Raw genomic sequence first — 25255 nt, forward strand, 5'->3', positions numbered from 1 at the left:
CGGCTAAAGTGAGAGTGGCGCGAAAAACGACTAGCGCAGTCGGTGGCCTACGAAGCCGGCGGCCAGGGTATTGCCGGAGGATTGATCAATGAGCAGGAAGTTACCCACGGCACCGCGGGCGGCGTAATCCTCCACGGGCAGTTCGGCCTGGGTCTGAATGGTGATGTGGGCGATATCGTTCATGACAACGGCCTCGGGATCATCCTCATCAGTTACGCCATCGAGATCCAAGGTGCGGGCAAGGGCAGCGATGCGGGCCTTGACCAAGGAGGATCCGTAGCGCAGCTTTACCATCTGGCCAGGTTTCAGGTCTTTTTCGGTAAGTCCTACCACCGTGGCATCGAATTCCCGGGTGGCCGGGGGACGCTGAGCGCCGGCGAGGAGATCGCCGCGGGTGAGATCGACGTCATCGGCAAGCAGCAGCGTCACAGAATCACCGGCGGCGGCCAAGGAGGCAGGACCATCGGCGGTATCGATCTGGGTGACGGTGCTGGTGCGGCCTTCGGGGAGGTGCACCTCGTCGCCCACGGCGATGGACCCGGCTTTCACGCGGCCAGCGTAGCCGCGGTAATCGGTGGCGTGCTCGCGGATGACGTACTGGATGGGAAAGCGAAAGTCCAGCTCATCGGCGCGGCCAGTAGCGACGGGAATGGTCTCAAGGACCTCGAGGACCGTGGGGCCGGTGTACCAGTCCATGGTGGTAGAGCGCTCGACCACGTTATCGCCCTTGAGCGCGGAAATGGGCACGACGGTGGTATCAGTAATGTCCAGGCGCTGCGCAATCTTATGGAATTCGGCCTCGATATCGCGGAAGACCTGCTCGTCATAGTCCACGAGGTCGATCTTGTTGACCGCGAGGACAACGTGGCGCACGCCCAAAAGCGCGGCCACGTTGAGGTGGCGGCGGGTTTGTTCGACAACGCCGTGGCGGGCATCGATAAGCAGCACCACTACCTGCGAGGTGGACATACCGGTGACCGTATTGCGGGTGTACTGCACGTGGCCTGGGGTATCGGCGAGGATGAAGGTGCGCTTATCGGTGGCGAAGTAGCGGTAGGCCACGTCGATGGTGATGCCTTGCTCGCGCTCGGCACGCAGGCCATCGACAAGCAGGGACAGGTCCATGCCATCGAAACCGCGATCGGAGGAAGAGCGCTCCATGGACTCGACCTGATCCGCGAGCACGGACTTGGTGTCATAGAGCAAGCGGCCGACGAAGGTGGATTTGCCGTCATCAACGGAGCCAGCGGTGCATAAGCGCAGGGTATCGCGCTGTTTGAGGGCGCCGACATTCGGCTCGAGGGTAGTCGTCATCAGAAGTAGCCTTCCTTCTTGCGGTCTTCCATGGCGGATTCGGAAAGTTTGTCATCGGCGCGGGTGGCGCCGCGCTCAGACAGGGTGGAAATGGAGATTTCCGCGAGCACCTCATCGGGGCTGGATGCGGTGGAGTCGACGGCACCGGTGCAGGACATATCGCCGACGGTGCGGTAGCGCACGGTGCGGGTCTCTAGCTGCTCATCGCCTTTCGGCCCGCCCCATTCACCTGGCGAAAGCCACATGCCGCCGCGGTTGAAGACCTCGCGCTGGTGCGAGTAATAAATGGGCGGCAGCTCGAGCCCGCGCGCGCCGATGTATTCCCAAATATCGGATTCGGTCCAGTTAGAAATGGGAAAGACGCGCACGTTTTCGCCGGCCATCTTGCCGCCGTTGTACAGGTCCCACAGCTCGGGGCGCTGGCGGCGCGGGTCCCAGCCACCGAAGGAATCGCGGATGGAAAAGATGCGTTCCTTGGCGCGGGCGCGCTCCTCATCGCGGCGGGCCCCACCCAGCACGGCGTCGTACTCGCGCTTGGCGATGGTCTCTACCAGCGGCACCGACTGCAGCGGGTTGCGCGTTCCATCGGGCCGTTCCTGCAGCTCGCCGCTATCGATCCAGTCTTGAACGTGGGCGACGTGGAGGCGGGCACCGGATTCTGCGACCAAGTCATCGCGGAATTTGATGACCTCGGGGAAGTTATGGCCGGTATCCACGTGGAGCAATTCAAATGGCACCGTGGCCGGGGCGAAGGCGCGGCGGGCCAGTTCGAAGACGACGACGGAGTCCTTGCCGCCGGAAAAGAGGATGCCTACCTTATCGAATTGCCCGGCCACCTCGCGCAGGATGTGGATGGATTCATTTTCTAGGTCTTGTAGGTGTGGGGAAAGTGTGCTCATTATTCGTGTAACCCGCATTCTGTCTTGCCATCTCCAAATACTCGCCCGGAGCGGGCGTCCTCACCGTCGCCGACCGGAAAGGTCAACGGCGCATCGCCGATGGACCGGTATCCCTGCAGGGTCAGCGGGTGGATGATGAGGTCATTATCTGCGATGTACTGATCGGTATCGTCCAAGTTCCAAGTGATAATCGGCGAAATCTTTAACCGCCCAGTGCGGTCCAGGCTGAGCGCCGGGGCGTGGGCGCGGTGCTCGGAATCGGCCCGGCGCAGGCCCGTGACCCATCCGGCATAAGGGTCCATGGCCATGTTCAACGGCTCCACCTTGCGCATGCGGTTATACGCGGCAGTATCGCGCGCGTACAGGCGCGGGCCGTAGACCTCGTCTTGTTCTTCGGGGCTCAGCAGCGGCAGCACGCGGACAAGGGGGAGATCCGGGTAGCGCTTATCCACCTCTTCGGCCACTTGGAGGGTTTCTGGAAAGTGCCAGCCGGTATCAATGAAGAGGAGATCCGCTGCGAGCCCGGCGCGGTGGGAGAGCTCTGCCAGCACGGTATTTTCCATGGACATGGTGGCCGCAAGCCGGCCAGGGGCGTGCTCGGCGGCCCACTCGGTGATGTTTTCTGCGGATTCGTAGGCGAGCTTATCCGCCCACTTTTCCACTAGCTGTTCATTGCGCGCGGCCACGTCAGTGGAAAGCGGCGCGGTATCGCGCGTGCCTTCGGGCGAGATGTGGGGATCGCGGAAGGGCTTTCCGCCATCCAGCAAGTTCGTCGTTGGGTTCATGAGCTCACACACTAGGCAACCCCGGTAGCTCACGCAGCACGTTTTTCCGGAAACGGCGCTGAGCTTGGCCGAAGGAAAGAATAAAATGTTTTATTTCTGAACCGAGCGGACTAGATTTATAGACAATGTAGTCTATCTCGGACCGACTGGATTCGCCTGGGGAGGAACTTTTATGCAGCGTGTTGCCATCATTGGAGAAGGTCCTGCCGCCTTATCCGCCACGGAAAGGCTCCTGAGCGCCGGCATGTGCGTAGACCTCATCTCAGAAAAAACTGCACCGTTCGGTCTACTTCGTCGGTTTGCGGGGCTTGCCGGGGTGCTCGAGGAGGCCGTGCCGCACGAGTGCGCACCGGGTACTACTCCGCGGCTGCGCCTGCTGGGAAACGTGCGCGTGGGAGTAGACGGCGATATCACCCATAACGAGGTCCACCAGTTGGCCGCCCACGGTGACCGCGAGCTCATCGTCATGGAGTTAAAGGCCCGTGGTATTCCCGTCACCACGTGGGAGGGACTGTGCACGCCAATCACGGATTTTGAGGACTGGACCAGCGTCATCGCTCAGGCACAGCTGGCACACGTCTTGGTCTAGATTCGGCCTTGCGGGCAGGTACCGAACGGGCAGGTACCAAAAAATAAATATCGTTCGACCCGCGTGCGCCAACCAGATATACTTGCGCGGTTAACCCCTATCGATCCCGAAAGAAGCGCAGGTTTATGGATCTAGTCCGAATCCTCTTCACCCGCTCGGCGCCTTATACGCTCTACGTCATAGCGGTACTTATCCTGCAGGCGCTGTCCACCGCGGCGACCCTGTATCTGCCGTCGTTGAACGCCAAGATCATTGATGACGGCGTATCTAAAGGCGATATCGACTATATCTGGCGCACCGGCGGAATCATGCTCATCGTGGCCTTTGTCCAAGTCATTACCGCCATCGGCGCGGTGTGGTGCGGAAGCCGCACCGCTATGGGTGTGGGCCGGGATCTGCGCAGCGAGGTCTTCCGCAAGGTCACCACCTTCTCCGCAGAAGATATGAGCGAGTTCGGCACGCCCACGCTTATTACCCGAGGCACCAATGACGTGCAGCAGGTGCAGATGGTCTACATGATGATGCTGAACTTCATGGTCACAGCACCCATTATGTCCATCGGTGGCATCATCATGGCTATCCGCGAGGACGCCGGACTGTCCTGGTTGGTCTGGGTTTCTGTCGCGGTGTTGCTCGGCACCATCTCCGTCCTCATCGCGCGGCTTATGCCGCTTTTTCGTTCTATGCAGGACAAATTGGACACCATCAACGGCACCTTGCGCGAGCAAATCACCGGCATCCGCGTCGTGCGCGCCTTTGTGCGCGAGGCTTATGAAACTGAGCGCTTTACCAAGGCCAATAAGGATATTACCCAGCTTTCGCTGAAAATCGGCCAGCTTTTTGTCCTCATGTTCCCGATTATCACCGTCATCTTGAACGTGGCCACGGGCGCAGTGCTGTGGTTTGGTGGCCAGCGCGTGGATGCCGAGCTTGTCGATGTCGGCGGGCTCACCGCCTTCCTCCAGTACCTGCTGCAAATCCTCGCCGCCGTCATGATGGGCACGTTTATGGCGATGATGCTCCCGCGCTCCCTCGTATGCGCCCGCCGCATCACCGGGGTCTTAAGCCACGAGCCATCCATTACCCCGCCGAAAGATACCGTCACCCCGGCGACCAATTCCGGCACCGTGGAATTTCGCAATGTCAGCTTCTCCTATGCCGGCGCGGATGCCCCAGTGCTAGAGGATATTTCCTTTACCGCCACTCCCGGCACCACCACCGCGATCATTGGTTCCACCGGCTCGGGCAAGACCACGCTGCTTTCCCTCATCCCGCGCCTGTACGTCCCGAGCGAGGGCGAGGTGCTTATCGATGCCACCCCGACCACCTCCCTCTCCCGCCCCGACATCGTCAGCCGCGTCTCGCTGGTGCCGCAAAAGGCCTACCTCTTTAGCGGCACGGTGGCCTCCAACCTGCGGTTGGGCCGCCCCGAGGCCACCGATGATGAATTATGGGAGGCGCTTCGCGTGGCGCAGGCGGACTTCGTCGATGACTTGGACATGCCTATCGCACAGGGCGGTACCAATGTATCGGGCGGGCAGCGCCAACGCCTATCCATCGCCCGCATGCTCGTAGCCCAGCCGCGCATTTATCTCTTCGATGATTCTTTCTCCGCGCTGGATGTGGTTACGGATGCCAATGTGCGCGCCGCCATGCACAAGTCTTTTGCTCAGCGCGGCGAGGCCGTCACCACCATCATCGTCGCCCAGCGCGTGGCCTCCATCCAGGATGCCGATCAGATTTTGGTCATCGATAAAGGACGGATTGTCGCCCGCGGTACCCACACTGAGTTGCTGAAATCTTCGGGCGTGTACCAGGAAATCGTTGAATCACAAGAAACCGCTGGAGTAACTGGAGGAGAGCACTAATGGCCAAGGACACCACCCACAACTCCTCCGCTGAGGACGCCGAGCTCCAGGAGCTTGAGGCCAAGGTCGCCGCCGATGAATGGTCCGGTTCCGCGCCCCGCCAAGCCAAGAATTTCTGGCCCTCTGCCAAGCGCTTGCTACTACTTCTCATGCCCTATAAACGGCTGCTAGCGGTAGTGGCAGCGATGAATGTCGTCTGCGTCTTCCTCGCGGTCTTCGCACCCAAGGTCTTGGGCGATGCCATGGACGTCATTTTCTCCGGCGTTATCTCTCGCGAGCTGCCGACTGACATCTCGGCGCAGCAAGCCATCGACGGCATGCGTGCCCAGGGCCAGGATCAGGTGGCCGATATGGCCTCAGGCATGGATTTCACTCCCGGCGAGGGCATCGACTTTACCCGCTTGGGCACGCTTATCATCGCGGTGATCGCGATGTATATCATCTCTGCCGGCTTCCAGCTCTGGCAGGGGCTCATCTTAAACCGCCTGACCATCGACACGGTCTACGAGCTGCGCCAGCGCGTGGAGGCCAAGGTGCACGCACTGCCGTTAAATTACTTCGATTCCCACCAGCGCGGCGATATCCTCTCGCGCACCACCAATGACATCGACAATGTGCAACAGGCCCTCCAGCAAGCGCTCTCCCAGCTGTTTTATAACATCCTGATGATCCTGGGCATCACCGTGATGATGTTTAGCATCTCTTGGCAGCTCGCCCTAGTGGCGCTCTTGGCGCTGCCGCTAACCGCGCTGATCATCGGGGTCATTGGCGGACGCTCGCAACGCCAATTCAAAACCCAGTGGCGCGCTACCGGCCAGCTCAATGGCCAGGTAGAAGAGTCCTTCTCCGGCCATGATCTGGGCATCGTCTTTGGCCGCACGGAGGATATGACGCGCCAATTTGATGAGCGCAATGACGAGCTCTTCCGCTCCTCCGCGCTGGCACAATTCCTCTCCGGCATCATGATGCCCATCATGCAATTCGTGTCCTACTTGTCTTATGTGGCTATCGCCGTGCTCGGCGGCCTGCGCGTGGCACACGGACAGATGACCCTGGGCCAGGCCACCGCTTTTATCCAGTACTCCCGCGAATTTAACCAACCGCTGGGCCAATTGGGCGGCATGATGCAACAGGTGCAATCCGGCGTGGCCTCTGCCGAGCGCGTCTTCGAGTTCCTCGATGCAGAAGAGCAATCATTGGAGACCACCAGCGATGAACTAACTGGCCGCGCCCGCGGCCGCGTGGAGTTTCAGGACGTTAACTTTTCCTATTCGCCGGAGAAAGAACTTATTACCGGGCTCAATCTGCGCGTGGAGCCAGGCCAAACCGCGGCGATCGTAGGCCCCACCGGCGCGGGCAAGACCACCATGGTCAATCTGCTCATGCGCTTTTATGACATCGATTCTGGGCGCATTCTTATCGATGGCCACGATACCGCCCACATGCCCCGCACCGCCCTGCGCTCCCAAGTGGGCATGGTGCTACAAGATGCCGTCCTCTTTGAGGGCACCATCATGGACAATATCCGCTACGGCCGGCTCGATGCCACAGATGATGAGGTCATCGCCGCGGCCAAGGCCACCTACGTCGATCGCTTCGTGCACTCCCTGCCGGAAGGCTATGACACCGTCATCGACCAAGATGGCGGCGCCATCTCCGCGGGCGAGCGCCAGCTCATTACCATCGCTCGTGCCTTTTTGGCCCAACCCGCATTGCTGATCTTGGATGAGGCCACCTCGTCCGTGGATACCCGCACCGAGGTGCTCGTCCAGGAGGCTATGAATGCCCTGCGCGCTGAGCGCACCTCCTTCGTCATCGCCCACCGCTTGTCCACCATCCGGGATGCGGATCTGATCTTGGTGATAGAAAACGGGGGCATCGTCGAGCAAGGCTCGCACGAAGAACTGCTGCGTGCCCAAGGCGCTTATTGGCGTCTGCACCAATCGCAGTTCAAAAAGGCTTAAAGGCAGGGAGCCGCTGCGTGGTTACTGCACGTTGAGCTGGACCTGCGGGGCGTGCAAATTAGCGCCCTGCAGGTTGACCAGCTCCATAGTGACATCTTGCAGCGAAATGTGCTCCATCAGAACGTTCGGGATAGGAGCATCGGGCACCACGTGCGGGTCAGGAACGCCCAATTGATCAAGTACCGCGTTGAGATCGCCGTTGGATAAATCGACGTTTACCGGAATGGTGGGGTGATCCACCACCGCGGGCGTTGTCTGCAGTCCAGTGGTCAGCACGGTGACCGGACCGTCCGTGACGGTGGTCTCCACATCACCGGTAGTTAGCTTGCCCTGTCCCATAGCGGCGGGCAGGGTCAACGCGAGGTTTCGCGCGGCCAACTTATCACCTACGAGTTTCAGCGCTCGTTGTTCACCCTGTGCGGTAGGCACAGTAATGAGCGAGGCGCTTACGTTTCCAGTCAGGGTGACGTTATCAGCAGTCACCGTGCTGAGTTCAGATTGCGCTAAGGCCAAGCCTTCCTGCGCACGGGTCTCCTCAGGTTGGTTCACCGCACACACCGCTGTAAAAGCGCAGAGCACCGCGAGCGCACTACCTTTTACCACACGAGCGGAGCGACGACGCGGTAGTGAGCTCAGCCTGAATAGCTTCATGCTGAAACCGCCAGTTCTTTGGCCTGGGACTTTTTCTTCTTCTTGTGCTTCTTAGGAGACTTCTGGCGATCCTGTGGCTGCCAAGCAAATGAGAGAGCACCACCGATAATGCCCAAAAGGCTGCCTATTACGAAGCCGCCCAGGTTCGTGGTGGGAAGCGCGATGATCGCTACCAAGATGGCTAACACACCCAGGTAAGACGAGGTCTCCTGCCTAAACCAAGATCCAAGGCCGAACATGATAAGTGCCGCACCAATTAGAAGCGTCGAAACGCCCGAGACCGTGGAGATCATGACCAGCAGATCAGAAATGCGCACAGTAATATAGGCCGGCGCGGCGATGGCGATGCCGGACAAAATGAGCAACAAGCCACCCGCGAACGGACGACGCTTGCGCCAGTGTTTGAACCGCTTCCACCAACTCTCTTTAGGGGCCACTCGGGTCACGGCTTTGTCATTTTTGTTATTCGCTGCGGAGTCCTGCGATTCACCAGCGCTTTTGACCGCATCCGCGACCGACTGCGATGTATTGTCTCCATCGCTTTCCGCCGCGGCCGTGGCTGCAGCACCAGCGTTAGCTGTGTCGTCGGCCTTTACCTCCGCACCGCCAGCGGTTTTCTCGGCTGGCTCATGGGCGGAGTCTTGGGCGCTGCGTGCAGCTTCGCCGTTATCGGTACCGGTTTCGTTCACCGCAGGCATGCGCAAAGTCTCATCATCAGAAGACTTAGCAGCCATTGTTGTTGCTTCCCCTCTTCACCGTCACATTCACACCAGAGGCAGCGAGCCTTTCTGCTCCCACCGAGGTCGTACGAATATCATCCGCGCTCAGGGTCACCTTCTGCGCGTACAATCCCCACGAACCTGGATCTGCCTTGTCATTGACCTGGCTGGCGTCAACACCCACGTTGGCGTTCGTCAGATCGAGCTGACCCTTAATGTCGGTAGCACCAACCAAGAGGTTTTCTACCTCCACACTGTCATCACCATTCGCGCGGAGGGCGAAGGTGGTCTCGCCAATCCCTGGGACATCAGGAAGATTGGCGGACAGGCACAAGTTGGAAGCCACTGCGTGCTCAAACTTCAAGCGCGCGGCGGGGATGGTTTCTTCTCCCATCTTGTCCCTATCAACGAAGATCGACAATCCTTCGCCCTCTAGGTGGCTCATGTTCACCTTAAAGAAGGTTCCTGAAAGTGCGATATTAGCGGTCAAGCCACCTTGGGCTACCGCAAAACCTGTTACACCAAAAGCTGCAAGCCCGGCAACCAGTGCGGTTGCAAACTTTGGAATACTAATCCTGCCCATGAAGGAACCTTTCTGTGGAATTGAAAAGGCGGGGTAGCTGCCTGTTTTAGCGGCATCCCCCGTCTACTGTGAATTTTCAGCCCACTCTTTACCGCGGCCAGAGATATACAAGCCGACGATGAGAAATAGACCTACGCAATCCACTGATTGAATGAGCTTGAACACACGTTAACACTACCTGAGACACGTCACACAAATAGGGGTGCAATTAAATACGCCCGCAACGGTGTAGCCCAAGTCATATGTTTAATGAAGATTATCGCACCCCCTGCCGTTGTCAACTTCCGATCCCCCACTAAACCTGCAGCGCACATCGTTGCACCCCCAAATTTGTGCGCCATGTAATAGGTGCGCACCGGTGTGTGTTACGCTACACAACCATCAGATTTTATCGACTAAGGAGGGTCGAATTGTCCAACTCACTGAAACCCGAAAATGCACAGGCAAACGAAGAAAATACCCACATTGATTCCCCTCAGTCCGGCGCGGAAGAAGTAAACGCCCAGGACAAGAAGGAAGAAAAGCGCGAACTGCGCCGCGCTCCTTTGGGTCCGGATTCCCTGTTGTGGAAGTGGGGCTCGGATAACCGCCTGCAGCTGCTGCGCGGTTACACCGGTATTTTGCAGAATATGCACCCAGCGATTGGTCAGTCCCTTTTGGACCACTCGAAGTTCTTCGACGAGCCTTTCGCTCGCCTGCAGCGCTCTACGCCGCAGATTATTGAGTCCATCTACGATGATGGGGACATCGGTGAGCGCATCCGCGACTACCACGTCACCATTAAGGGCACGCTGCAAAATGGCGAGCGTTACCACTCCCTGAACCCGGAGACCTACTACTGGGCACACGCCACCTTCGTTTACCGCGTTATCTACGCCCAAGATCTCTTCGGTACCCCGTTCACCAAGGAAGAGCGCGACCAAATCGTCCGTGAGGGCGTGACTTGGTGGGATAAGTACGGCATGTCTGAGCGTCCGGTCATCGATAACTACGATGACTTGATCAAGTACATGGATGACATGGCAGATACCGTGCTCGAGCGCAACCAGACCGTTGACTTCGCACTGCGCACCGCACGCGTAGAGCCGGTCAAGGCTCCGGAAGGCGTTCCAGAGGCAGTATGGAAGGTTATCTGGAAGCCCATTATGCGCAGCGCCATCTGGTTGACTGTGGCCACCCTGCCGCAGAAATACCGCGACATCTTGGAGCTGAAGTGGACCAAGCGCGACCAGAAGCGCTTCGACCGCATCGCCAAGTCCGTTCGCTTCATCATGGACCACCTCCCTGAGGACAAGCGCTACATGGAGCCTGGTCGTTCCTTGATGATCAAGAACGGCATGATTGAGGGCAAGTACAAGGAGCCGAAGAAGATCCAAGGCTACAACGCCGCCCAGGCTAAGGACTCTGCTGCCACCGCGGAATCTACCGACAAGCCGGATTCCGATGATGCAGTAGCCGCACGCCGTGCAGCCGGCTGCCCGTTCTAAAACACACCGGCTTCCCAATTGTTCGTGAGCTTTTAGCTCACGAACCTTTTCATTGATCTTTCTGGAGCGTGCATTACATGTCTTTACCACGCCGTCTACAAGAACGGCCCTTGCCACAGCATTTACTAACTGAGCTACAACATCTCACCACTAACTACTCCACTGGTTCGCTGGATAAAGGCGAACGCCAAGCGGTCCACTCCCCCTTATTTGAAGAAGAATTGGGATGGGTTGGAGTAGGTTCCGAAGACGACGTAGATGAGGCCTTCCGCCGTTCGCGTCAGGCCCAAAAGGCCTGGGCCGATACCGACGTTAAGCAGCGCGTAAAGGTAATGAAGCGCTTCCACCACCTCGTGGCTAAACACCGCGAGCTGCTGGCGGATTTCATCCAATTGGAAACCGGCAAGGACCGCACGGCCGCCTTTGATGAGGTACTCGATGTGCTAAATAACGCGCGTTATTACTCAAATAATGCGCCAAAGTTATTGGCCACTCAGAAGCAGCCGGGCGCATTTCCACTCATCACCAAAACTCACCTGCAGCGGGTTCCTAAGGGCGTTGTGGGGCAAATCAGCCCATGGAACTACCCATTAGCACTGGGCATTTCCGATGCCGTTGCGGCGCTACTTGCTGGCAATGGCGTAGTGGCCAAGCCCGATGGATCCACTCCATTTTCTAACCTGATTTCCCTCTACCTCTTGAGGGAAGCAGGACTGCCGAAGGATCTGCTGCAGATCGTTACCGGCTCCGGTCGAGTCGTCGGCTCCGCCATCTCAGAACGCTGCGATTACCTGATGTTTACCGGTTCTACCAAGACCGGCAAGATTTTGGGTACCACCGTAGGCGAGCGCCTCGTTGGATACTCCGCAGAACTGGGTGGCAAGAACCCAATGATCATCGCGCCGGATGCGGACATCGACAAGCATATTGACACCATCGCTACCGCCTGCTTTTCCAATTCGGGCCAGCTGTGCGTGTCGATTGAGCGCATCTACGTTCCCGATGCCATATTCGATGAATTTATCATCGCATTCCGCCGGGCAACCGAGTCCATCAAGCTTGGTTCCGGTTTGAACTGGGACTACACGATGGGTTCACTCATCGGCCAAAACCAACTAGATGTGGTGCAGCACTTTGTCGACGATGCGGTGGATAAGGGCGCCACCGTTATTACCGGCGGCAAGCCCCGCCCGGATATTGGCCCCTACCACTTTGAGCCCACGGTTCTCACTGATTTGGGAGAAGGCACCGAGCTTGCAGAGCAAGAGGTCTTTGGCCCCGTGGTCTATGTGCAACGCGTGCGCGATGTCGAAGAGGCCATCGAGCAGGCAAATAAATTGCCCTACGGCCTGAACTCCTCTGTATTCGGACAGCCCGAGACCGCACAGGGCATCGCTGAGAAAATTGAAGCAGGCAGCGTGACCATCAATGACGGTTACGCCTCTACGTGGGCCTCGATTTCTACCCCGCTGGGTGGTGTCAAGGAGTCCGGTGTTGGCCGCCGCCATGGCCACGAGGGTCTGACCAAATATACGGAAGCGAAGAATATCTCCTCGCAAAGGATCATGCCGATGCGTGGGCCAAGCTGGCTTCCCAATAAGTACTACGGCACCCTGCTGAGCTCTGCATTGCGCTTAGGAAAGGCCTTGCGTTTCCTCCCCTAAGCACTGCGCAGCATAAGCAGTCACCGCTTAAATTCAGTAACTCACTTCACATTTAGCAGGCATGTGTGTACGATCACAACATACTCAGAAATGTGTTCTGCTGAATACATAAATTGCACAAACACACAGCGGCCAGTAAGCGCCCTGTGAAACTCGAAAGGAACAGTATGTTCAAGCCATACCGCCGACCGACCGTCGCAGTGGTTGGTGCCGGAGTAGCCGGATGCGCCGCGGCTTCTGAATGCGCATTCTCTGGATTCGACACCGTTCTTTTTGAACAAGAACCACACATCGGTGGTCACTTCAATTCCGCTGAGGCCACTGAGGTTTCCCGGAAGTACCACTTCCGTACCCCGTACCTCCGTCTCACTAAAACTGATGGCTCGCCAGCTTCTGTAGTACGCCACCTTGAAGAGGCTGTTGCTACCAGTGGCGCCGAGTTCCGCGGTTCCACCGCCGTTACTGGTGCCGAGTTCGACCGAGCAGAGGGCAAATGGGAAATCTCCTACCTCGGTGATTCTGGTCAGGAAACCCAAGCTTTCGATGTGTTGATTCGCGCCACCGGCGAGGAGTCCCCGTGGATTTCCGTTCCAGGACGGTCAAAGGCCAGCGTCGATGACATGTACCTCCACCACGGCGTAGAGGTATTCGGGCTGCCTAATGCCCTCTTTGTTGACGGCCCCACCCCGCGTGACTCTTACCTCAAGCGTCGCCCACTGGCTGTCATCGAAGCCCGCGCCGATCACTGCCGCCGTTACGTCCGCCAGCTCGAGATTCGTGGACCAGGCGAACTAACCGTCAAGCACGATAAGTGGTTGGTTCAGCCCGGTACCGTACGCGGAATCCGCGAAGTGCTCGCAGGGTTCGATGCACCGGCCCATGATTTCAAGCGAGCATCCAACTACGCCCCTGAGTCCGCCTCGTCCGAACGCCAGAAACAACAAAAGTCCGCTACTGCCCTTAAGGAGGCATAATGACTACTCTGAGCAATCCTGAAAGCACTGTAAACGACAAGCACACCCAGACTGCAGATAATAACACCGATAACCTGCCTGAGCTGGGCCCGGATTCCATCCTGTGGCAGCGCTTTGGTGACTGGCGCTCCGCATTCGTCGCACTGTCTGCTGGTCTTTTGCAGATTGCCCAGCGTGACGTCAGCCGGTCCTTGGTGCAGCACTCCAACGTTTTTGATAACGAGGTTGCACGCTTGGTTCGCTCCGCCTTCCCGATCATCCGCACGATCTATGAAGGCCCAGAAGTTGGCGTCATGATTCGTGACTTCCACAAGGACATCAAGGGCACCCACCCAGATGGAAGCCGCTACCACCCGCTGAACCCGGATGTTTACTACTGGGCACACGCTACCTTCGCTGCTATGCCGTACCAGTTGGCCGGCAACTTCATGGATCCTTTGACCCCAGAGGAGCGCGAGCAGCTCTTCCAGGAGACCCGTACCTGGTACACCTTCTACGAGGTTGCAGAGCCCGACGATGCGCCAAAGACGTACGCTGAGTTTGAAGAGTACGTGGACAACATGATCGATACCCTCGATATCAGCGAAACCATCGAGCGCTCTCGCATCATCAACGGCCTTACCCTCGACAGCCCGGATCCGAAGGTGCCCAACTGGCTGTGGAAGCCCATTGCACCTTACGCATCCCGCCTGCTGTTGTGGGTTGCAATCGGCATGATTCCGGACAAGCTGCGCAACAAGCTTGGCTGGGAGTGGACCAAGAAGGATGAGCGCAAGCTCAAGATCTTCTCCCGCGCCGTCCGTGGCGTCTTCTCCGTCCTCCCGCGTAAGGCACGCATGGTTCCTATTGCTACCCGCGCCTTTGAGAAGGCGGAAGCTGAAGGCGGCTTCCACTACTAAGGCCTTTACCCCTTCACTCATAGTTACTGAATACTGACTCCCACGATTGCACCTTGAGGCCTTAAGGTAGATAACAACGTGGAGCATTAGTAGTGAAGGAGCACGAATGACAACCGTGTCCGGTTGGATTGCTATAGCCACATCGATTCCGGTGTGGCTATACTTTTTCGCCCGCATAGGCGCGCTCATTAAGTTCATCCGCTCCGGCGGACCAACCCAACTAGAGCGCACCAATAGCCCCGTAAAGCGCGTCGGGCGCGTGCTGGCAGAGGTCTTCGGCCACACCCACTTCAAGGGAAAACCATTGGTCAATGCCGCCCACTGGGCGGTCATGGTGGGCTTCTTATTCGGCATCCTGGTGTGGTTTGAGGCCTATATTCAAACTTTCGCCCCGGATAAAGGGTGGCCGGGCTTAAGCACCTGGCCGGTGTATCACTTCGTGGAAGAAGTGCTCGGCATCGGCACGGTGCTGGGCATTTGCTTCCTCATCGGCGTGCGCCTAAAACTGGGCGATACCGAGCGCGGCAGCCGCTTTTTCAACTCCCAAACGGCAGCGGCCCGCTGGGTGGAGGCCATCGTTTTCATCGAGGGCCTCAGCATGCTCTTGGTCAAAGCTTCCAAGATCGCGGCCTTTGGTGGCGGTTCCGCAGTCGCGGATTTCTTGACTATTCACTTAGCTAAGGCACTGCCTGAGTCCCCGGCACTGGTCAGCTTCTTTGCCTTGATCAAGCTGCTGTCCGGGCTCCTTTTCATCTTCTTCATTTCCCGCAAATTCCAGTGGGGTGTCATGTGGCACCGCTTCATGGCGTTTTTCAATATCTTTTTCCAGCGCAATACCTCTGGAGAAAAGGCGCTCAAATCCCTGCCTACCCCGGACTTGGAAGAAGACATCACCCCTGGCAGCTGGAAAATGCTGCTGGATTCGACCGCGTGCACCGAGTGCGGCCGCTGCCAGGAGCTGTGCCCGGCTTGGAATACCGATAAGCCGCTGAGCCCCAAAAAGGTCATGATGGACTTGCGCCAGGGCGCGCTGGATAACTACAACCCACACGAGGGCCTCGATGTGCTCTCGACGGCTGGTGTCATCGACGATGACGTCCTATGGTCCTGCACCAACTGCGGTGCCTGCGTGGATCAGTGCCCCACCGATATCGAGCACATCGACCATATTGCGGATCTGCGCCGCTTCAAGGTCTTGGCAGAATCCGATTTCCCATCGGAGCTGACCGGCCTATTCAAGAACATAGAGAACAAGGGCAACCCTTGGGGCCGCAATAATTCCGAGCGCCGCGCCTGGATTGATGAGGCGCGTGCCGATGGCATCGAGGTACCCATCATTGGTGAGGATGACGCGGACTTCTCCGATATGGAATACCTCCTCTGGGTAGGCTGCGCCGGTGCTTATGATGACAATGGCCGCCGCACCACCCGCGCCGTGGTGGATCTTCTCCACACCGCCGGCGTCAAGTTCGGTGTGCTTTCTACCGGTGAGACCTGCACCGGCGATCCCGCTCGCCGCGCCGGCAACGAGTTCTTGTTCCAGATGATGGCGCAGCAAAACGTTGAAACACTCAACAACGCTTTCGAGGGCGTGCCCAAAGGCCAGCGGAAAATCATCACGACCTGCCCACACTGCTTTAATACCATCCGCAATGAGTACCCGGACTTTGACGGGCATTTCGATGTATTCCACCACACGCAGCTACTCAACCGCCTGGTGCGCGAAAAGCTCCTGCAGCCGGTTCCGCGCACCCCAGAAAACCGCAAGCCCATCACCTACCACGATCCGTGCTTCTTGGGCCGGCACAATAAGGTCTTCGATCCCCCGCGCGAGCTTCTCGAGGCCACGGGCGTGGAGTTGCGCGAGATGGACAAGTCCCGCGATGAAGCCTTTTGCTGCGGCGCCGGTGGCGCGCGCATGTTCATGGAAGAAAAGCTGGGCTCTCGAATCAATGAGTTCCGCACGGAGCAAGCGCTAGAGACCGGCGCCGAGGAAATCGCCACCGGCTGCCCGTTCTGCAATGTCATGATGACCGGCGGTGTGAAATCTTTGGCCGCCGAGTCTACCCCCACCACCCAAGTCAACGACGTGGCTACCATGCTGCGCAACTCCATTTCCCTGGATGACAAGGGCACCCTTCCGGAGCCTCGCCCCAAGGCCTTCTTGGGCACCCCAGTGCGCCACCGTACGGCTTCAGCTACCACCACCGCTGAATCCCCCAAGGCGCCCGCGCCTGCCGATGCCCCCTCCTCCACCAATACCCCCACGGCTACCGCGCCACCTGCTACGCCCGCCGCGCCTTCGGCACCGGCGGCCCCCAATGCTGCGGCCCCATCCGCGCCAAAGGCTCCTTCTACCCCGGCGGCCCCCAAGGCTCCTTCGGCACCCAACGCACCAGGTGCACCGCGTGCCCCGAAATCCACTAATGCCCCGTCGGCGCCTACTCCGCCTTCTGCACCGAGTGCCCCTTCCGTGCCCAGCGCGCCAACCTCACCGGGTGCTCCCATGCCGCCGAAGGCTCCCAAGGCCCCTGCTGCTCCTGCCGCTCCGGGTTCTTCTTCGGCACCTAGCGCCCCGGCGGCTCCGAAGGCTCCGGCAGCGCCAAGTGCCCCGGCAGCTCCAGGTGCCCCGACTCCGCCGGCTGCTCCAGATGCGAAAGCACCCGCGGCGCCCCAACCGCCTAGTGCCCCACAGCCACCCGCTGCATCGCAAGCACCAGCTACGCCACAGCCACCTGCAGCTCCACAGCCGCCAAAGGCTCCGCAAGCTGCCAAGGTGCCACAGGCTCCAGCAGCGCCAAAGCCACCGCAGACTGACAAGAAACCCGAGGCAGCGGCGCCACCAGCTCCGCCGGCATCGTCCGCGCCGTCCACTCCGCCGGCACCACCGGCGCCATCGGCAAGCACGGAGGCTCCCAAGGCCCCCAAGCCACCGGAACCGCCGAAGCCACCCACACCGCCGAAGGACACGAATACCGAGTAGGCATGCGCACGGATGAGTGCGTACGCTGTGATTCATGCATTTAGATGTGGGATGGGCTGCGGATACTTTTGTTCTCGCAGCGGGTGCGACGGAAAACACCACTAGCCTCGTTTCCTTTGCCTGGATCATGCTCGCGGCGCTGTTGGCGCCCATAGTGTCGTTCATGTTGGGCAACCGGTTGCCGGCCGTTGCCCTTCTCATCATCTTTGGCATGGTCATCGGCCCATCGCTTTTGGATGTCGCCCATGAGGATGCCGGCATCAGCATGCTGAAAGAGCTGGGTGTTGGTGCACTCTTCTTGCTCGCCGGTTTTGAAATCGAGATTTCTACGCTCAAAACCAAAGAGGCGGGAACTGCACTGTCCACCTGGCTTATCTGCCTCGTGGCCTGCGGCGTCGGCGCGTACTTCTTGGTCGATAATGTCCCTGGTGCCATCGTGGTGGCGCTGGCACTGACATCCACGGCACTGGGCACGCTTCAGCCCATGTTGAAACAGGACCGCGTGCTCGAGACCAAAGTGGGCAAATCGGTCATGATTCACGGCGCTATTGGTGAAGTCGCCCCCATTACCGCGATGGCACTGCTGCTCAGTACACGCTCCACGTGGACCACGCTGCTGATTATGCTCGCGTTCATCGGCATCGCCGTGGCCGTTGCCATCATGCCGGCTGCCATTGCAACAACGATTCCGTGGGTTAAAGCGGCGTTTATCTCCGGTGCAGGGTCCACCAACCAGACCATTCTGCGCCTTATTATCCTTATTCTTGCCACCCTCATGGCCGTCACGGCGGTCTTTGAGCTAGACATCGTGCTGGGAGCCTTCGCCGCTGGCATCATCTTGAACCGCATCATTCCGGATGAGTTCCATCGCCGGCTGGAGCACCGCCTCGATGTGGTCTTCCACTCCATGCTCATCCCGGTCTTCTTCGTGGTCTCCGGCATGACGATTAACTGGGATACCATCGCCAATAATCCGGGGAAGGTACTGGGCATCCCCGCGCTGATTCTTGTTACCCGCGGTCTTCCGGTATTCCTGCGCGAAAATGTGGGCCACACCGGCTCCGAAATTGAAACGGTGCGCGAACGCCTCCAAGTCAGTTTGTACACGGCGACCGGCCTGCCGATCATCGTTGCCGTGACATCGCTGGCGGTTAATTCCGAATTGATGAAGCAAGAAACCGCCTCCATCTTCGTCGCCGGTGGAGCGTTGACTGTTGCCATCTTCCCGTTCCTGGCCAACTTAGTGGGAAGGAAGGACTCCAAGACGGTGGATGAATCCGACCCAAAGAAGAAAGCCAAGTCCACTGCGGACGACAAAGAAGAGTCAGAGGAACTCTAAACTGTCTACACCGCACTGAAAGCTCTGCCCTGCCACCGCGGCAGGGCATATTCTTTTTGAATTAGCTTGTCTATCATGGTGGCTGTGACTAATAGCTACGGACCCTCCCCCTATGACCGGACACTGCGTCTATCCGATTCAGAGCGCAACGATGCCCTTACAGATCTAGCCCGCGCAGTGGGCGAAGGACGCTTATCTATGACCGAGTTTGAGGAGCGCTCCGATAGCGTCATGCAGGCCGTAACCCAACAGGATCTGGCGCCTGTCTTCAGCGATATTCCTGCGACCGGATCGCAAGAGGTAAAAATCTATTCCCAAGGCGATGTGGACCGCGCCTTGAATGCCGCAAAGAAGCCCCGCCTCGCTACCGCACTGACCAGCTCGGTGGTGTTGCTCGCGGCATCGCCTACTCTTGTCGCGCTGAGCGCCACCATGAATAGCCCGTGGCTGCTGGCGGGCGGCGCCGCGGCCGCAGCGCTCATTCCCATCGTGTGGATCCTGTTGTACGTGGCCAAGATAGGCCCGCAATCGTGGCATGCCCCGTCGGTGCGGCAAATTGAGCGCCAACAACAGCGCGAAATCCGTGCACTGACGGCTCACGAGCGGGCGCACCAAAAAGAATTAGAGAAGAAAATGTGGGCCGAGCGCCGCCAGCAGGCCGGTGAAATTACTGGTCAAGCTATGGAAATGGCGAAGAAGCAAATCAGCAAGTGGAATAAAAAATAGCACTGAGTTGCGCTGCAATCCTTCTTAGCGCTGTGAAAGATGGCACAATATGGCCATGACTTCTCCCACACCCCGCATCTTTGACCAGTCCGAAAAACTAAAAGGCATCGCCTACGATATTCGCGGTGAGGTCTCAGCGGAAGCGGAGAGAATGGAGCTAGATGGTCACACCATCTTAAAGCTCAATACCGGCAACCCTGCCGTATTTGGTTTCGATGCACCCGATGTCATCATGCGCGATATGATCAGCGCCTTACCCACCTCCCAGGGCTATTCCACGTCCAAAGGCATTAGCTCGGCCCGCCGGTCCATCGTCACGCGCTATGAGCTCGAGGACTTCCCACCTTTTGATATTAACGATGTCTTCTTGGGCAATGGCGTATCCGAGCTCATCACCATGACCACCCAGGCGTTGCTCAATAATGGCGATGAGATTCTCATCCCGGCGCCGGATTACCCGCTGTGGACGGCAGCAACCTCGCTGGCCGGTGGCACCCCAGTGCACTACCTCTGCGACGAGGAAGATGAATGGAATCCGTCTATCGAGGATATTAAGTCCAAGGTCACCGAAAAGACCAAGGCCATCGTGGTCATCAACCCGAATAACCCAACCGGTGCGGTGTACTCGCGCGAGGTCCTGCAACAAATCGTGGATATCGCGCGCGAGCACAACCTGCTCATCTTGGCCGATGAGATTTATGACCGCATCCTCTATGACGATGCGAAGCATATCTCCATCGCCTCGCTGGCCCCAGATCTCTTGACCTTTACCTTTAATGGCCTGTCCAAGGCCTACCGAGTATGCGGCTACCGCGCGGGCTGGATGGTCATTACGGGTCCGAAGCATCATGCGTACGGGCTCATTGAGGGGCTCGAATTGCTGGCAGGTACCCGCCTGTGCCCGAATGTTCCCGCGCAACATGCCATCCAAGTGGCGCTGGGCGGCCGCCAATCCATCTTCGAGCTCACCGGGGCTGGGGGACGATTGCTGCGCCAGCGCAATATCGCCTATGACAAACTCAACGAAATTCCGGGTGTCTCCGCAGTAAAGCCGAAAGGCGCGTTGTATCTCTTCCCGCGCTTGGATCCCAATGTCTATGACATTCACGATGATTCCAAACTCATGTTGGACATCCTCAAGGCGGAAAAGATCCTCATGGTCCAAGGCACCGGCTTCAACTGGCCGCACCCGGATCACTTCCGCGTGGTCACGCTGCCTTGGGCCTCCCAGTTAGAAAACGCCATCGAACGCTTGGGCAATTTCTTAGTCAGCTACCGCCAATAGAGCCCAGCAGCCGATTGGTAATTGCAGTAATAATCGTTGACAATACACCGTATGGGACGACATTCCTCGGTTTCTAATTCCACTAGGGGCGCCGCTTCGCGGCATCGGCAAGCGCAGGGTCGATCGGAGTCCAGCGGGCACGCGCAGGGCCGGTCGAGGTTACAACGCCTAAAGCCACGTCAGTTGGCGCACTCGGTATCCGGTCACCCGTGGCGCATTGGGCTAGTAACCGCCATCGGTGCGGTCCTTATCGCCATGCTGGTCGGCCTCGTCCTGCTCTGGCCCACTAGTGCTGCCTCTGAGCACACCTCGGAGGAGTTCGAGTCCACCTACGCGTTGAACCACCCGCAGGTGGAAGGCACCGTGGAGAAGACCGATCATTCGGCGTGCCAATCGGAGCAGACCGGCTTGGCCTTCGATACCCCGCCGCTTATTCCGGAAAAGGAAGAAGTGGACTGTGACCGGGCGCTGGTAAAGATCACCTCCGGCGAGGACGAGGGAAAGATGACCCAATTGGTCACCTACGGCAACGCGGGCGACCCAGAATTGCAGCCGGGCGATAATATCGTGCTGTCCAAGACCACCGATCCCACCGGATCCGTCTCGTATGCCTTTGCCGATTATCAGCGCAGCAATAGCCTCCTGCTCTGGGGAGTGGTCATCGCGATCGTCATCATTGCTTTCGCGGCGTGGCATGGGGTGCGCGCGATCATCGGCTTGGGGTTGAGCCTTGGCATCGTCTTTAGCTTCCTCATCCCAGCACTCATTGCGGGCACCAATCCCTTGTGGGTGGCCCTCGCCGCCTGTACCGCCATCATTCTCCTTGCCGTGCCGCTTGTTCACGGCGTGAATTGGAAATCCGCCTCTGCGGTCGGCGGTTCACTGACGGCGCTCGCCATCGCCGCGTTTTTGGCTTGGGCGGCCATCGATAGTTCGCAGCTGCAAGGCTTTAGCTCCGAAGATAACCTCAAGCTGCTGCTATATTTGCCCAATGTTTCCATCCTGGGCGTGCTGCTGTGCGGTTTCGTCGTGGGTGCGTTGGGCAGCCTTGCCGATGTCGCCATCGCCCAAGCCTCCACCATCACCGAGCTGCATGAATCCGACCCCGCGGCCACACCGCTAGAGCTTTTCTTATCCGCCATGAGGGTCGGCCGCGACCACATTGCCTCGATGGTCTATACCCTCATTTTGACCTATACCGGCGCCGCATTGCCCCTGCTCCTGCTCATTACCGCCGCCGAACGCCCCGCGGGGCAAATACTTAGCAGCGATCTCGTCGCCACCGAACTCCTGCGCTCCGGCGTCGGCGCCATGGCGCTGACCCTCGCGGTGCCCATTACCACGCTGATTGCCGCGTTTACGGTCCCGTCGCGCCGCCGTTAAAGCGTGCGCCCCAGCGCCTGTATCTTCCAGCCGGCGTTGGACCAGGCCGCAACGTCCAGCACATTGCGGCCATCGATAATGTGCTTATTATCCACGAGCTCGCCGGCCTCGTTCGGATCCAGTTCCTTAAATTGCTCCCACTCGGTAGCCAGGATGACAAGTTCCGCCTCCCGCAAGGCGGTTTCCGTGTCGGCGGCATAGTCCAAGGTGGGAAAAACCTTCTTGGCGTTGTCCATGCCCTCTGGGTCATAAACGGTCACCGCCGCACCCGCCAAGGACAAGGACCCAGCCACCGAGAGCGCCGGCGAATCCCGCACATCATCCGAGTTCGGCTTAAAGGCACAGCCCAGCACGGTGACGCGGTGGCCCAACAGCGAGCCATTGAAGGCTTCTTTAGACAGATCCACCATGCGGTCGCGCCGGCGCATATTAATCGCATCCACCTCGCGCAGGAAGGTCAGCGCCTGATCAGCGCCGAGCTCACCGGCACGCGCCATAAAAGCGCGGATATCCTTGGGCAGGCATCCACCGCCAAAGCCCAAGCCCGCGCCGAGAAACTTGCGACCAATGCGCTTGTCTATGCCAATGGCATCCGCCAACGCCACCACGTCCGCCCCCGCGATCTCACAAATCTCAGAGACCGCATTGATGAAGGAAATCTTGGTGGCCAAAAAAGCATTGGCGGAGACTTTTACCAGCTCTGCGGTCTGCAGATCGGTCACAATGAAGGGCGTGTCCTGCGCTAACGGCTGCGCGTAGATCTCACGGGCAAGCTCCTCGGCATGAGATTCTGATTCGCGGGTACCAATCACGATGCGGTCCGGGGTGATGGTGTCATGCACCGCATAACCCTCGCGCAAAAATTCCGGGTTCCACGCGATTTCCACGCGGGTTCCCTCGGGCGCCAAACCATCCGCAAGTTCTTGTAGTTCGGCCGCCGTGCCTACCGGAACGGTAGATTTACCAAAGATGACGTGCTCCCCGCGCAGCTTGGGCACCAAGTCCGTGATAACGGCCTTAACGTAGGTCATATCCGCTGCATAAGAACCCCGGCGCTGCGGGGTTCCCACGCCGAGAAAGTGCACGTTGGCGAATTGCGCGGCCTCGTCATAATCCGTGCTAAACCCTAAGCGCCCAGCATCAATATTGCGCTCGAGTACCTCCGGCAGCCCCGGCTCAAAAAAGGGAACCTTGCCCGATTGCAAGACGGAGATCTTATCCTCGTCTACATCGACGCCTAAAACTTCATGCCCCAATTCCGCCATGCAGGCGGCGTGGGTGGCACCCAGGTAACCGGCGCCAATAACAGTCATCCGCATAAAACCTCATCCTAGAGATTTTATGTAAATACCAGATTAATCCCTGCGGAAGTTCAGGTAAGACTTTGATGGCGTTGGGCCGCGCTGGCCTTGGTACTTCGATCCCAACGCACCCGTGCCATAGGGGCTTTCCGCCGGCGAGGTCATCTTAAAGATGGCCAGCTGACCCACCTTCATTCCCGGCCACAGCGCAATGGGCAGGTTTGCGGTATTGGAGAGCTCCAGGGTAATGTGCCCGGAAAAGCCGGGATCGATAAAGCCCGCGGTGGAGTGGGTCAAGAGACCTAGCCGTCCTAACGAGGACTTGCCCTCCAAACGCCCGGCCAAGTCAGCCGGAAGGGTGAATTTCTCCAGCGTGGCGCCAAGCACAAACTCGCCGGGGTGGAGAATGAAGGAGTGATCCTCTTCTACTTCCACCAAGGTGGTAAGCTCCGGCATCTCCGCTTTGGGGTCAATGTGCGTATAGCGGGAGTTATTGAATACCCGGAAATACTTATCCAAGCGCACGTCAACGGAAGAAGGCTGGATAAGCTCACTATTAAAGGGCTCGATGCCCAGCTCTCCGGAATCAACGGCGGAACGAATATCACGATCTGAAAGAAGCACGGACCCGATTCTACTCAATCCCCTACCTAAGGTGTATAGTAGGGAAAGCGCATTTAGCGCAGTGCCGACGTAGTTTAATGGTAGAACTGCAGCTTCCCAAGCTGCTGGCGCGGGTTCGATTCCCGTCGTCGGCTCCATTGTCATGAGTCGCGACATGCTTGACAGGTGAGTCGCGACATCGTTGACAAACCGGCATCTCAGTTTCTTTTTGTTCTGGGATGCCGGTTTCTTCTTATTCTGGGCCTAGGGGTGGGTCTCCTTGTTTCCAGTAGGGCTTTTGGTAGTTGCGGCTGGTGTCGATGTAGTGTTCGGTGATGACTTCGCCGGTTTCGGCTAGTGATGTGATGACGTGGTTGTCGGCGATGACCATGAGGATTTTCTTTCTCTTCCATTTGCGGCCGATGCCTAGGTGGAAGAGTTTGCCGGCGTAGCGCACGGTGGTTTTGCCGTTGTCCCAGACGACGTCGTTTCTTGTGCGCCATTCTTGTGTCGGGTTGTGGGCTGGGTTGGCTTTGGCGCCGGTGGTATAGGCCTGGTGTGGGGTGCGTCGGCCTAGGGCTTTGTGGGGGCGTGTGGTGTTGTAGTAGTCGCGGAATTCATTGAGGAGTGTCTGCAGTTCAGCGACGGCTTTAGCGAGTGGTCGGGCGTTGATCCATTTTTGAGTGTTTGGTGGAAGCGCTCGATTTTTCCTTGAGTTTGGGGATGGCCTGGACGACCATTTTTCTGTTGGATGCGGTGGTGGTTGAGGGTTTTCTCGAATGCGTTGCGGCCTCCTTTTCGACCTGTGAGTCGTGCCGTAAAGACCAGTCCGTTGTCGGTGAGTGTGGATGCGGGTGGCCCGTAGGTGTCGATGAGGTGTTGGAGCGTTTCTGCGACTGCAGTGCCTGTAAACGCGTGCTGTGAAGTGTCCCAGGTTTTGTTCCGTTTGAGTAGATGGGAAAATCTGGAACATGCCAAGAAAATTTGACCAGGATGCCAAGGACCGCGTCGTTCGCTTGGTGGAGGATCGCATCCTGGCAGAAAACATGTCGATGCAGGCTGCGTGCCAGGCAGTAGCTCCAAAGTTGGGGGTTTCATGGCACACGGCTCGTCAATGGACTTAAGCCTGCCCGCCGTGCCGGGAGCATCCCAGAACCTGTGTGGAGCGTGTCAAGTTGTTTGTGTGTGGGGCTAGGTTTATAGGTATTTGTCGAAGCGGGCGGGAAAGGCTACGGCCAT

At 58.4% G+C, this 25255-nt stretch carries 20 protein-coding genes, 1 tRNA gene and 2 pseudogenes; 14 read left to right on the top strand and 9 right to left on the bottom strand.

Features of this window, described 5'->3' with window-relative positions; genetic code table 11:
- Positions 1–30: 30 nt before the first annotated feature.
- Genes ABRP93_RS07615 through ABRP93_RS07625 form a run of 3 tightly spaced genes read right to left on the bottom strand, consistent with a single transcriptional unit; the run spans position 31 to position 2998 of the window.
- The gene (locus tag ABRP93_RS07615; RefSeq protein ID WP_349887524.1) at positions 31–1314 is read right to left on the bottom strand and encodes a sulfate adenylyltransferase subunit 1; all 1284 of its coding nucleotides are present in this window, start codon (positions 1312–1314) and stop codon (positions 31–33) included.
- On the bottom strand, positions 1314–2213 hold the full coding sequence (cysD, locus tag ABRP93_RS07620) for a sulfate adenylyltransferase subunit CysD (RefSeq protein ID WP_349863419.1): 900 nt from the start codon (positions 2211–2213) through the stop codon (positions 1314–1316). The genes ABRP93_RS07615 and cysD overlap by 1 nt, the downstream gene beginning before the upstream one ends.
- Positions 2213–2998 (bottom strand): phosphoadenylyl-sulfate reductase, encoded by a 786-nt coding sequence (locus ABRP93_RS07625; protein ID WP_023024154.1) that lies wholly within the window; start codon positions 2996–2998, stop codon positions 2213–2215. The genes cysD and ABRP93_RS07625 overlap by 1 nt, the downstream gene beginning before the upstream one ends.
- 172 nt (positions 2999–3170) lie before the next feature.
- Here ABRP93_RS07625 and ABRP93_RS07630 point away from each other — a divergent pair, with 172 nt between their 5' ends.
- From ABRP93_RS07630 to ABRP93_RS07640, 3 genes are all read left to right on the top strand, one after another.
- Positions 3171–3587, top strand: coding sequence for a hypothetical protein (locus tag ABRP93_RS07630; protein ID WP_023024157.1), 417 nt, complete (start codon positions 3171–3173; stop codon positions 3585–3587).
- A 125-nt stretch (positions 3588–3712) separates the two neighbouring features.
- Positions 3713–5455, top strand: coding sequence for an ABC transporter ATP-binding protein (locus ABRP93_RS07635; RefSeq protein WP_023024159.1), 1743 nt, complete (start codon positions 3713–3715; stop codon positions 5453–5455).
- Positions 5455–7419 carry an ABC transporter ATP-binding protein gene (locus ABRP93_RS07640; protein ID WP_023024161.1) on the top strand — a complete coding sequence of 655 codons (1965 nt, stop codon included), beginning with the start codon at positions 5455–5457 and terminating at the stop codon, positions 7417–7419. Before ABRP93_RS07635 ends, ABRP93_RS07640 begins: the two co-directional genes overlap by 1 nt.
- Before the next feature lie 21 nt (positions 7420–7440).
- Here the strand turns inward: ABRP93_RS07640 and ABRP93_RS07645 are convergent, their stop codons facing one another.
- From ABRP93_RS07645 to ABRP93_RS07655, 3 genes are all read right to left on the bottom strand, one after another.
- Entirely contained in the window at positions 7441–7968 is a 528-nt protein-coding gene (locus tag ABRP93_RS07645; RefSeq protein ID WP_239269257.1) for a hypothetical protein, read from the bottom strand.
- Between the two features lie 98 nt (positions 7969–8066).
- Complete coding sequence (locus ABRP93_RS07650) at positions 8067–8804, bottom strand: DUF6114 domain-containing protein (RefSeq protein WP_023024164.1); 738 nt, start codon at positions 8802–8804, stop codon at positions 8067–8069.
- Positions 8794–9372, bottom strand: a complete 579-nt coding sequence (locus ABRP93_RS07655) for a DUF6230 family protein (RefSeq protein ID WP_023024166.1) — start codon at positions 9370–9372, stop codon at positions 8794–8796. Before ABRP93_RS07655 ends, ABRP93_RS07650 begins: the two co-directional genes overlap by 11 nt.
- 410 nt (positions 9373–9782) lie before the next feature.
- On the opposite strand from ABRP93_RS07655, the gene ABRP93_RS07660 reads away from it, so the two are divergent.
- The 9 genes from ABRP93_RS07660 to ABRP93_RS07700 all read left to right on the top strand — a co-directional run bounded on the left by ABRP93_RS07660 (position 9783) and on the right by ABRP93_RS07700 (position 22112).
- Complete coding sequence (locus ABRP93_RS07660) at positions 9783–10859, top strand: oxygenase MpaB family protein (protein WP_349887526.1); 1077 nt, start codon at positions 9783–9785, stop codon at positions 10857–10859.
- A 77-nt stretch (positions 10860–10936) separates the two neighbouring features.
- Positions 10937–12523: a succinic semialdehyde dehydrogenase gene (locus ABRP93_RS07665; protein ID WP_349887527.1), complete on the top strand. Its 1587-nt coding sequence runs from the start codon at positions 10937–10939 to the stop codon at positions 12521–12523.
- Positions 12524–12690: 167 nt separating this feature from the next.
- Positions 12691–13497, top strand: a complete 807-nt coding sequence (locus ABRP93_RS07670) for an NAD(P)-binding protein (RefSeq protein ID WP_349887528.1) — start codon at positions 12691–12693, stop codon at positions 13495–13497.
- Complete coding sequence (locus ABRP93_RS07675) at positions 13497–14396, top strand: oxygenase MpaB family protein (RefSeq protein WP_023024174.1); 900 nt, start codon at positions 13497–13499, stop codon at positions 14394–14396. Before ABRP93_RS07670 ends, ABRP93_RS07675 begins: the two co-directional genes overlap by 1 nt.
- 106 nt (positions 14397–14502) lie before the next feature.
- Positions 14503–17379, top strand: a complete 2877-nt coding sequence (locus ABRP93_RS07680; RefSeq protein WP_349887529.1) for a (Fe-S)-binding protein — start codon at positions 14503–14505, stop codon at positions 17377–17379.
- Positions 17380–17413: 34 nt separating this feature from the next.
- Positions 17414–18718, top strand: coding sequence for a cation:proton antiporter (locus ABRP93_RS07685; protein ID WP_349887531.1), 1305 nt, complete (start codon positions 17414–17416; stop codon positions 18716–18718).
- A 75-nt stretch (positions 18719–18793) separates the two neighbouring features.
- Positions 18794–19444 carry a DUF1707 SHOCT-like domain-containing protein gene (locus ABRP93_RS07690; RefSeq protein ID WP_349887533.1) on the top strand — a complete coding sequence of 217 codons (651 nt, stop codon included), beginning with the start codon at positions 18794–18796 and terminating at the stop codon, positions 19442–19444.
- A 55-nt stretch (positions 19445–19499) separates the two neighbouring features.
- Positions 19500–20729, top strand: a complete 1230-nt coding sequence (locus tag ABRP93_RS07695; RefSeq protein WP_349887534.1) for a pyridoxal phosphate-dependent aminotransferase — start codon at positions 19500–19502, stop codon at positions 20727–20729.
- 255 nt (positions 20730–20984) lie between these two features.
- Positions 20985–22112 carry a YibE/F family protein gene (locus ABRP93_RS07700; protein ID WP_349887537.1) on the top strand — a complete coding sequence of 376 codons (1128 nt, stop codon included), beginning with the start codon at positions 20985–20987 and terminating at the stop codon, positions 22110–22112.
- On the opposite strand, the gene ABRP93_RS07705 is transcribed toward ABRP93_RS07700, so the two are convergent.
- Both ABRP93_RS07705 and dcd read right to left on the bottom strand, forming a co-directional pair.
- Complete coding sequence (locus ABRP93_RS07705; protein ID WP_349887536.1) at positions 22109–23431, bottom strand: UDP-glucose dehydrogenase family protein; 1323 nt, start codon at positions 23429–23431, stop codon at positions 22109–22111. The genes ABRP93_RS07700 and ABRP93_RS07705 overlap by 4 nt on opposite strands.
- Positions 23432–23467: 36 nt before the next feature.
- Complete coding sequence (gene dcd / locus ABRP93_RS07710) at positions 23468–24037, bottom strand: dCTP deaminase (protein ID WP_034659548.1); 570 nt, start codon at positions 24035–24037, stop codon at positions 23468–23470.
- A 63-nt stretch (positions 24038–24100) separates the two neighbouring features.
- Between dcd and ABRP93_RS07715 the strand changes: the two genes are divergently transcribed.
- Positions 24101–24174, top strand: a tRNA-Gly gene (locus ABRP93_RS07715).
- A 95-nt stretch (positions 24175–24269) separates the two neighbouring features.
- Here ABRP93_RS07715 and ABRP93_RS07720 read toward each other — a convergent pair.
- Positions 24270–24994 (bottom strand): annotated as a pseudogene (locus ABRP93_RS07720) (integrase core domain-containing protein).
- On the opposite strand from ABRP93_RS07720, the pseudogene ABRP93_RS07725 reads away from it, so the two are divergent.
- Positions 24942–25140 (top strand): annotated as a pseudogene (locus tag ABRP93_RS07725) (hypothetical protein). The pseudogenes ABRP93_RS07720 and ABRP93_RS07725 sit on opposite strands and share 53 nt — an antisense overlap.
- Positions 25141–25255: the final 115 nt, after the last annotated feature.

The sequence above is a fragment of the Corynebacterium sp. KPL2850 genome, from assembly GCF_040225855.1.
GTDB lineage: Bacteria > Actinomycetota > Actinomycetes > Mycobacteriales > Mycobacteriaceae > Corynebacterium.

Coding starts and splice junctions, on each gene's coding strand:
- ABRP93_RS07615 (WP_349887524.1), bottom strand. CDS start 1,314: ATGACGACTACCCTCGAGCCGAATGTCGGCGCCCTCAAACAGCGCGAT.
- cysD (WP_349863419.1), bottom strand. CDS start 2,213: ATGAGCACACTTTCCCCACACCTACAAGACCTAGAAAATGAATCCATC.
- ABRP93_RS07625 (WP_023024154.1), bottom strand. CDS start 2,998: ATGAACCCAACGACGAACTTGCTGGATGGCGGAAAGCCCTTCCGCGAT.
- ABRP93_RS07630 (WP_023024157.1), top strand. CDS start 3,171: ATGCAGCGTGTTGCCATCATTGGAGAAGGTCCTGCCGCCTTATCCGCC.
- ABRP93_RS07635 (WP_023024159.1), top strand. CDS start 3,713: ATGGATCTAGTCCGAATCCTCTTCACCCGCTCGGCGCCTTATACGCTC.
- ABRP93_RS07640 (WP_023024161.1), top strand. CDS start 5,455: ATGGCCAAGGACACCACCCACAACTCCTCCGCTGAGGACGCCGAGCTC.
- ABRP93_RS07650 (WP_023024164.1), bottom strand. CDS start 8,804: ATGGCTGCTAAGTCTTCTGATGATGAGACTTTGCGCATGCCTGCGGTG.
- ABRP93_RS07655 (WP_023024166.1), bottom strand. CDS start 9,372: ATGGGCAGGATTAGTATTCCAAAGTTTGCAACCGCACTGGTTGCCGGG.
- ABRP93_RS07665 (WP_349887527.1), top strand. CDS start 10,937: ATGTCTTTACCACGCCGTCTACAAGAACGGCCCTTGCCACAGCATTTA.
- ABRP93_RS07670 (WP_349887528.1), top strand. CDS start 12,691: ATGTTCAAGCCATACCGCCGACCGACCGTCGCAGTGGTTGGTGCCGGA.
- ABRP93_RS07675 (WP_023024174.1), top strand. CDS start 13,497: ATGACTACTCTGAGCAATCCTGAAAGCACTGTAAACGACAAGCACACC.
- ABRP93_RS07680 (WP_349887529.1), top strand. CDS start 14,503: ATGACAACCGTGTCCGGTTGGATTGCTATAGCCACATCGATTCCGGTG.
- ABRP93_RS07685 (WP_349887531.1), top strand. CDS start 17,414: ATGCATTTAGATGTGGGATGGGCTGCGGATACTTTTGTTCTCGCAGCG.
- ABRP93_RS07690 (WP_349887533.1), top strand. CDS start 18,794: ATGGTGGCTGTGACTAATAGCTACGGACCCTCCCCCTATGACCGGACA.
- ABRP93_RS07695 (WP_349887534.1), top strand. CDS start 19,500: ATGACTTCTCCCACACCCCGCATCTTTGACCAGTCCGAAAAACTAAAA.
- ABRP93_RS07700 (WP_349887537.1), top strand. CDS start 20,985: ATGCTGGTCGGCCTCGTCCTGCTCTGGCCCACTAGTGCTGCCTCTGAG.
- ABRP93_RS07705 (WP_349887536.1), bottom strand. CDS start 23,431: ATGCGGATGACTGTTATTGGCGCCGGTTACCTGGGTGCCACCCACGCC.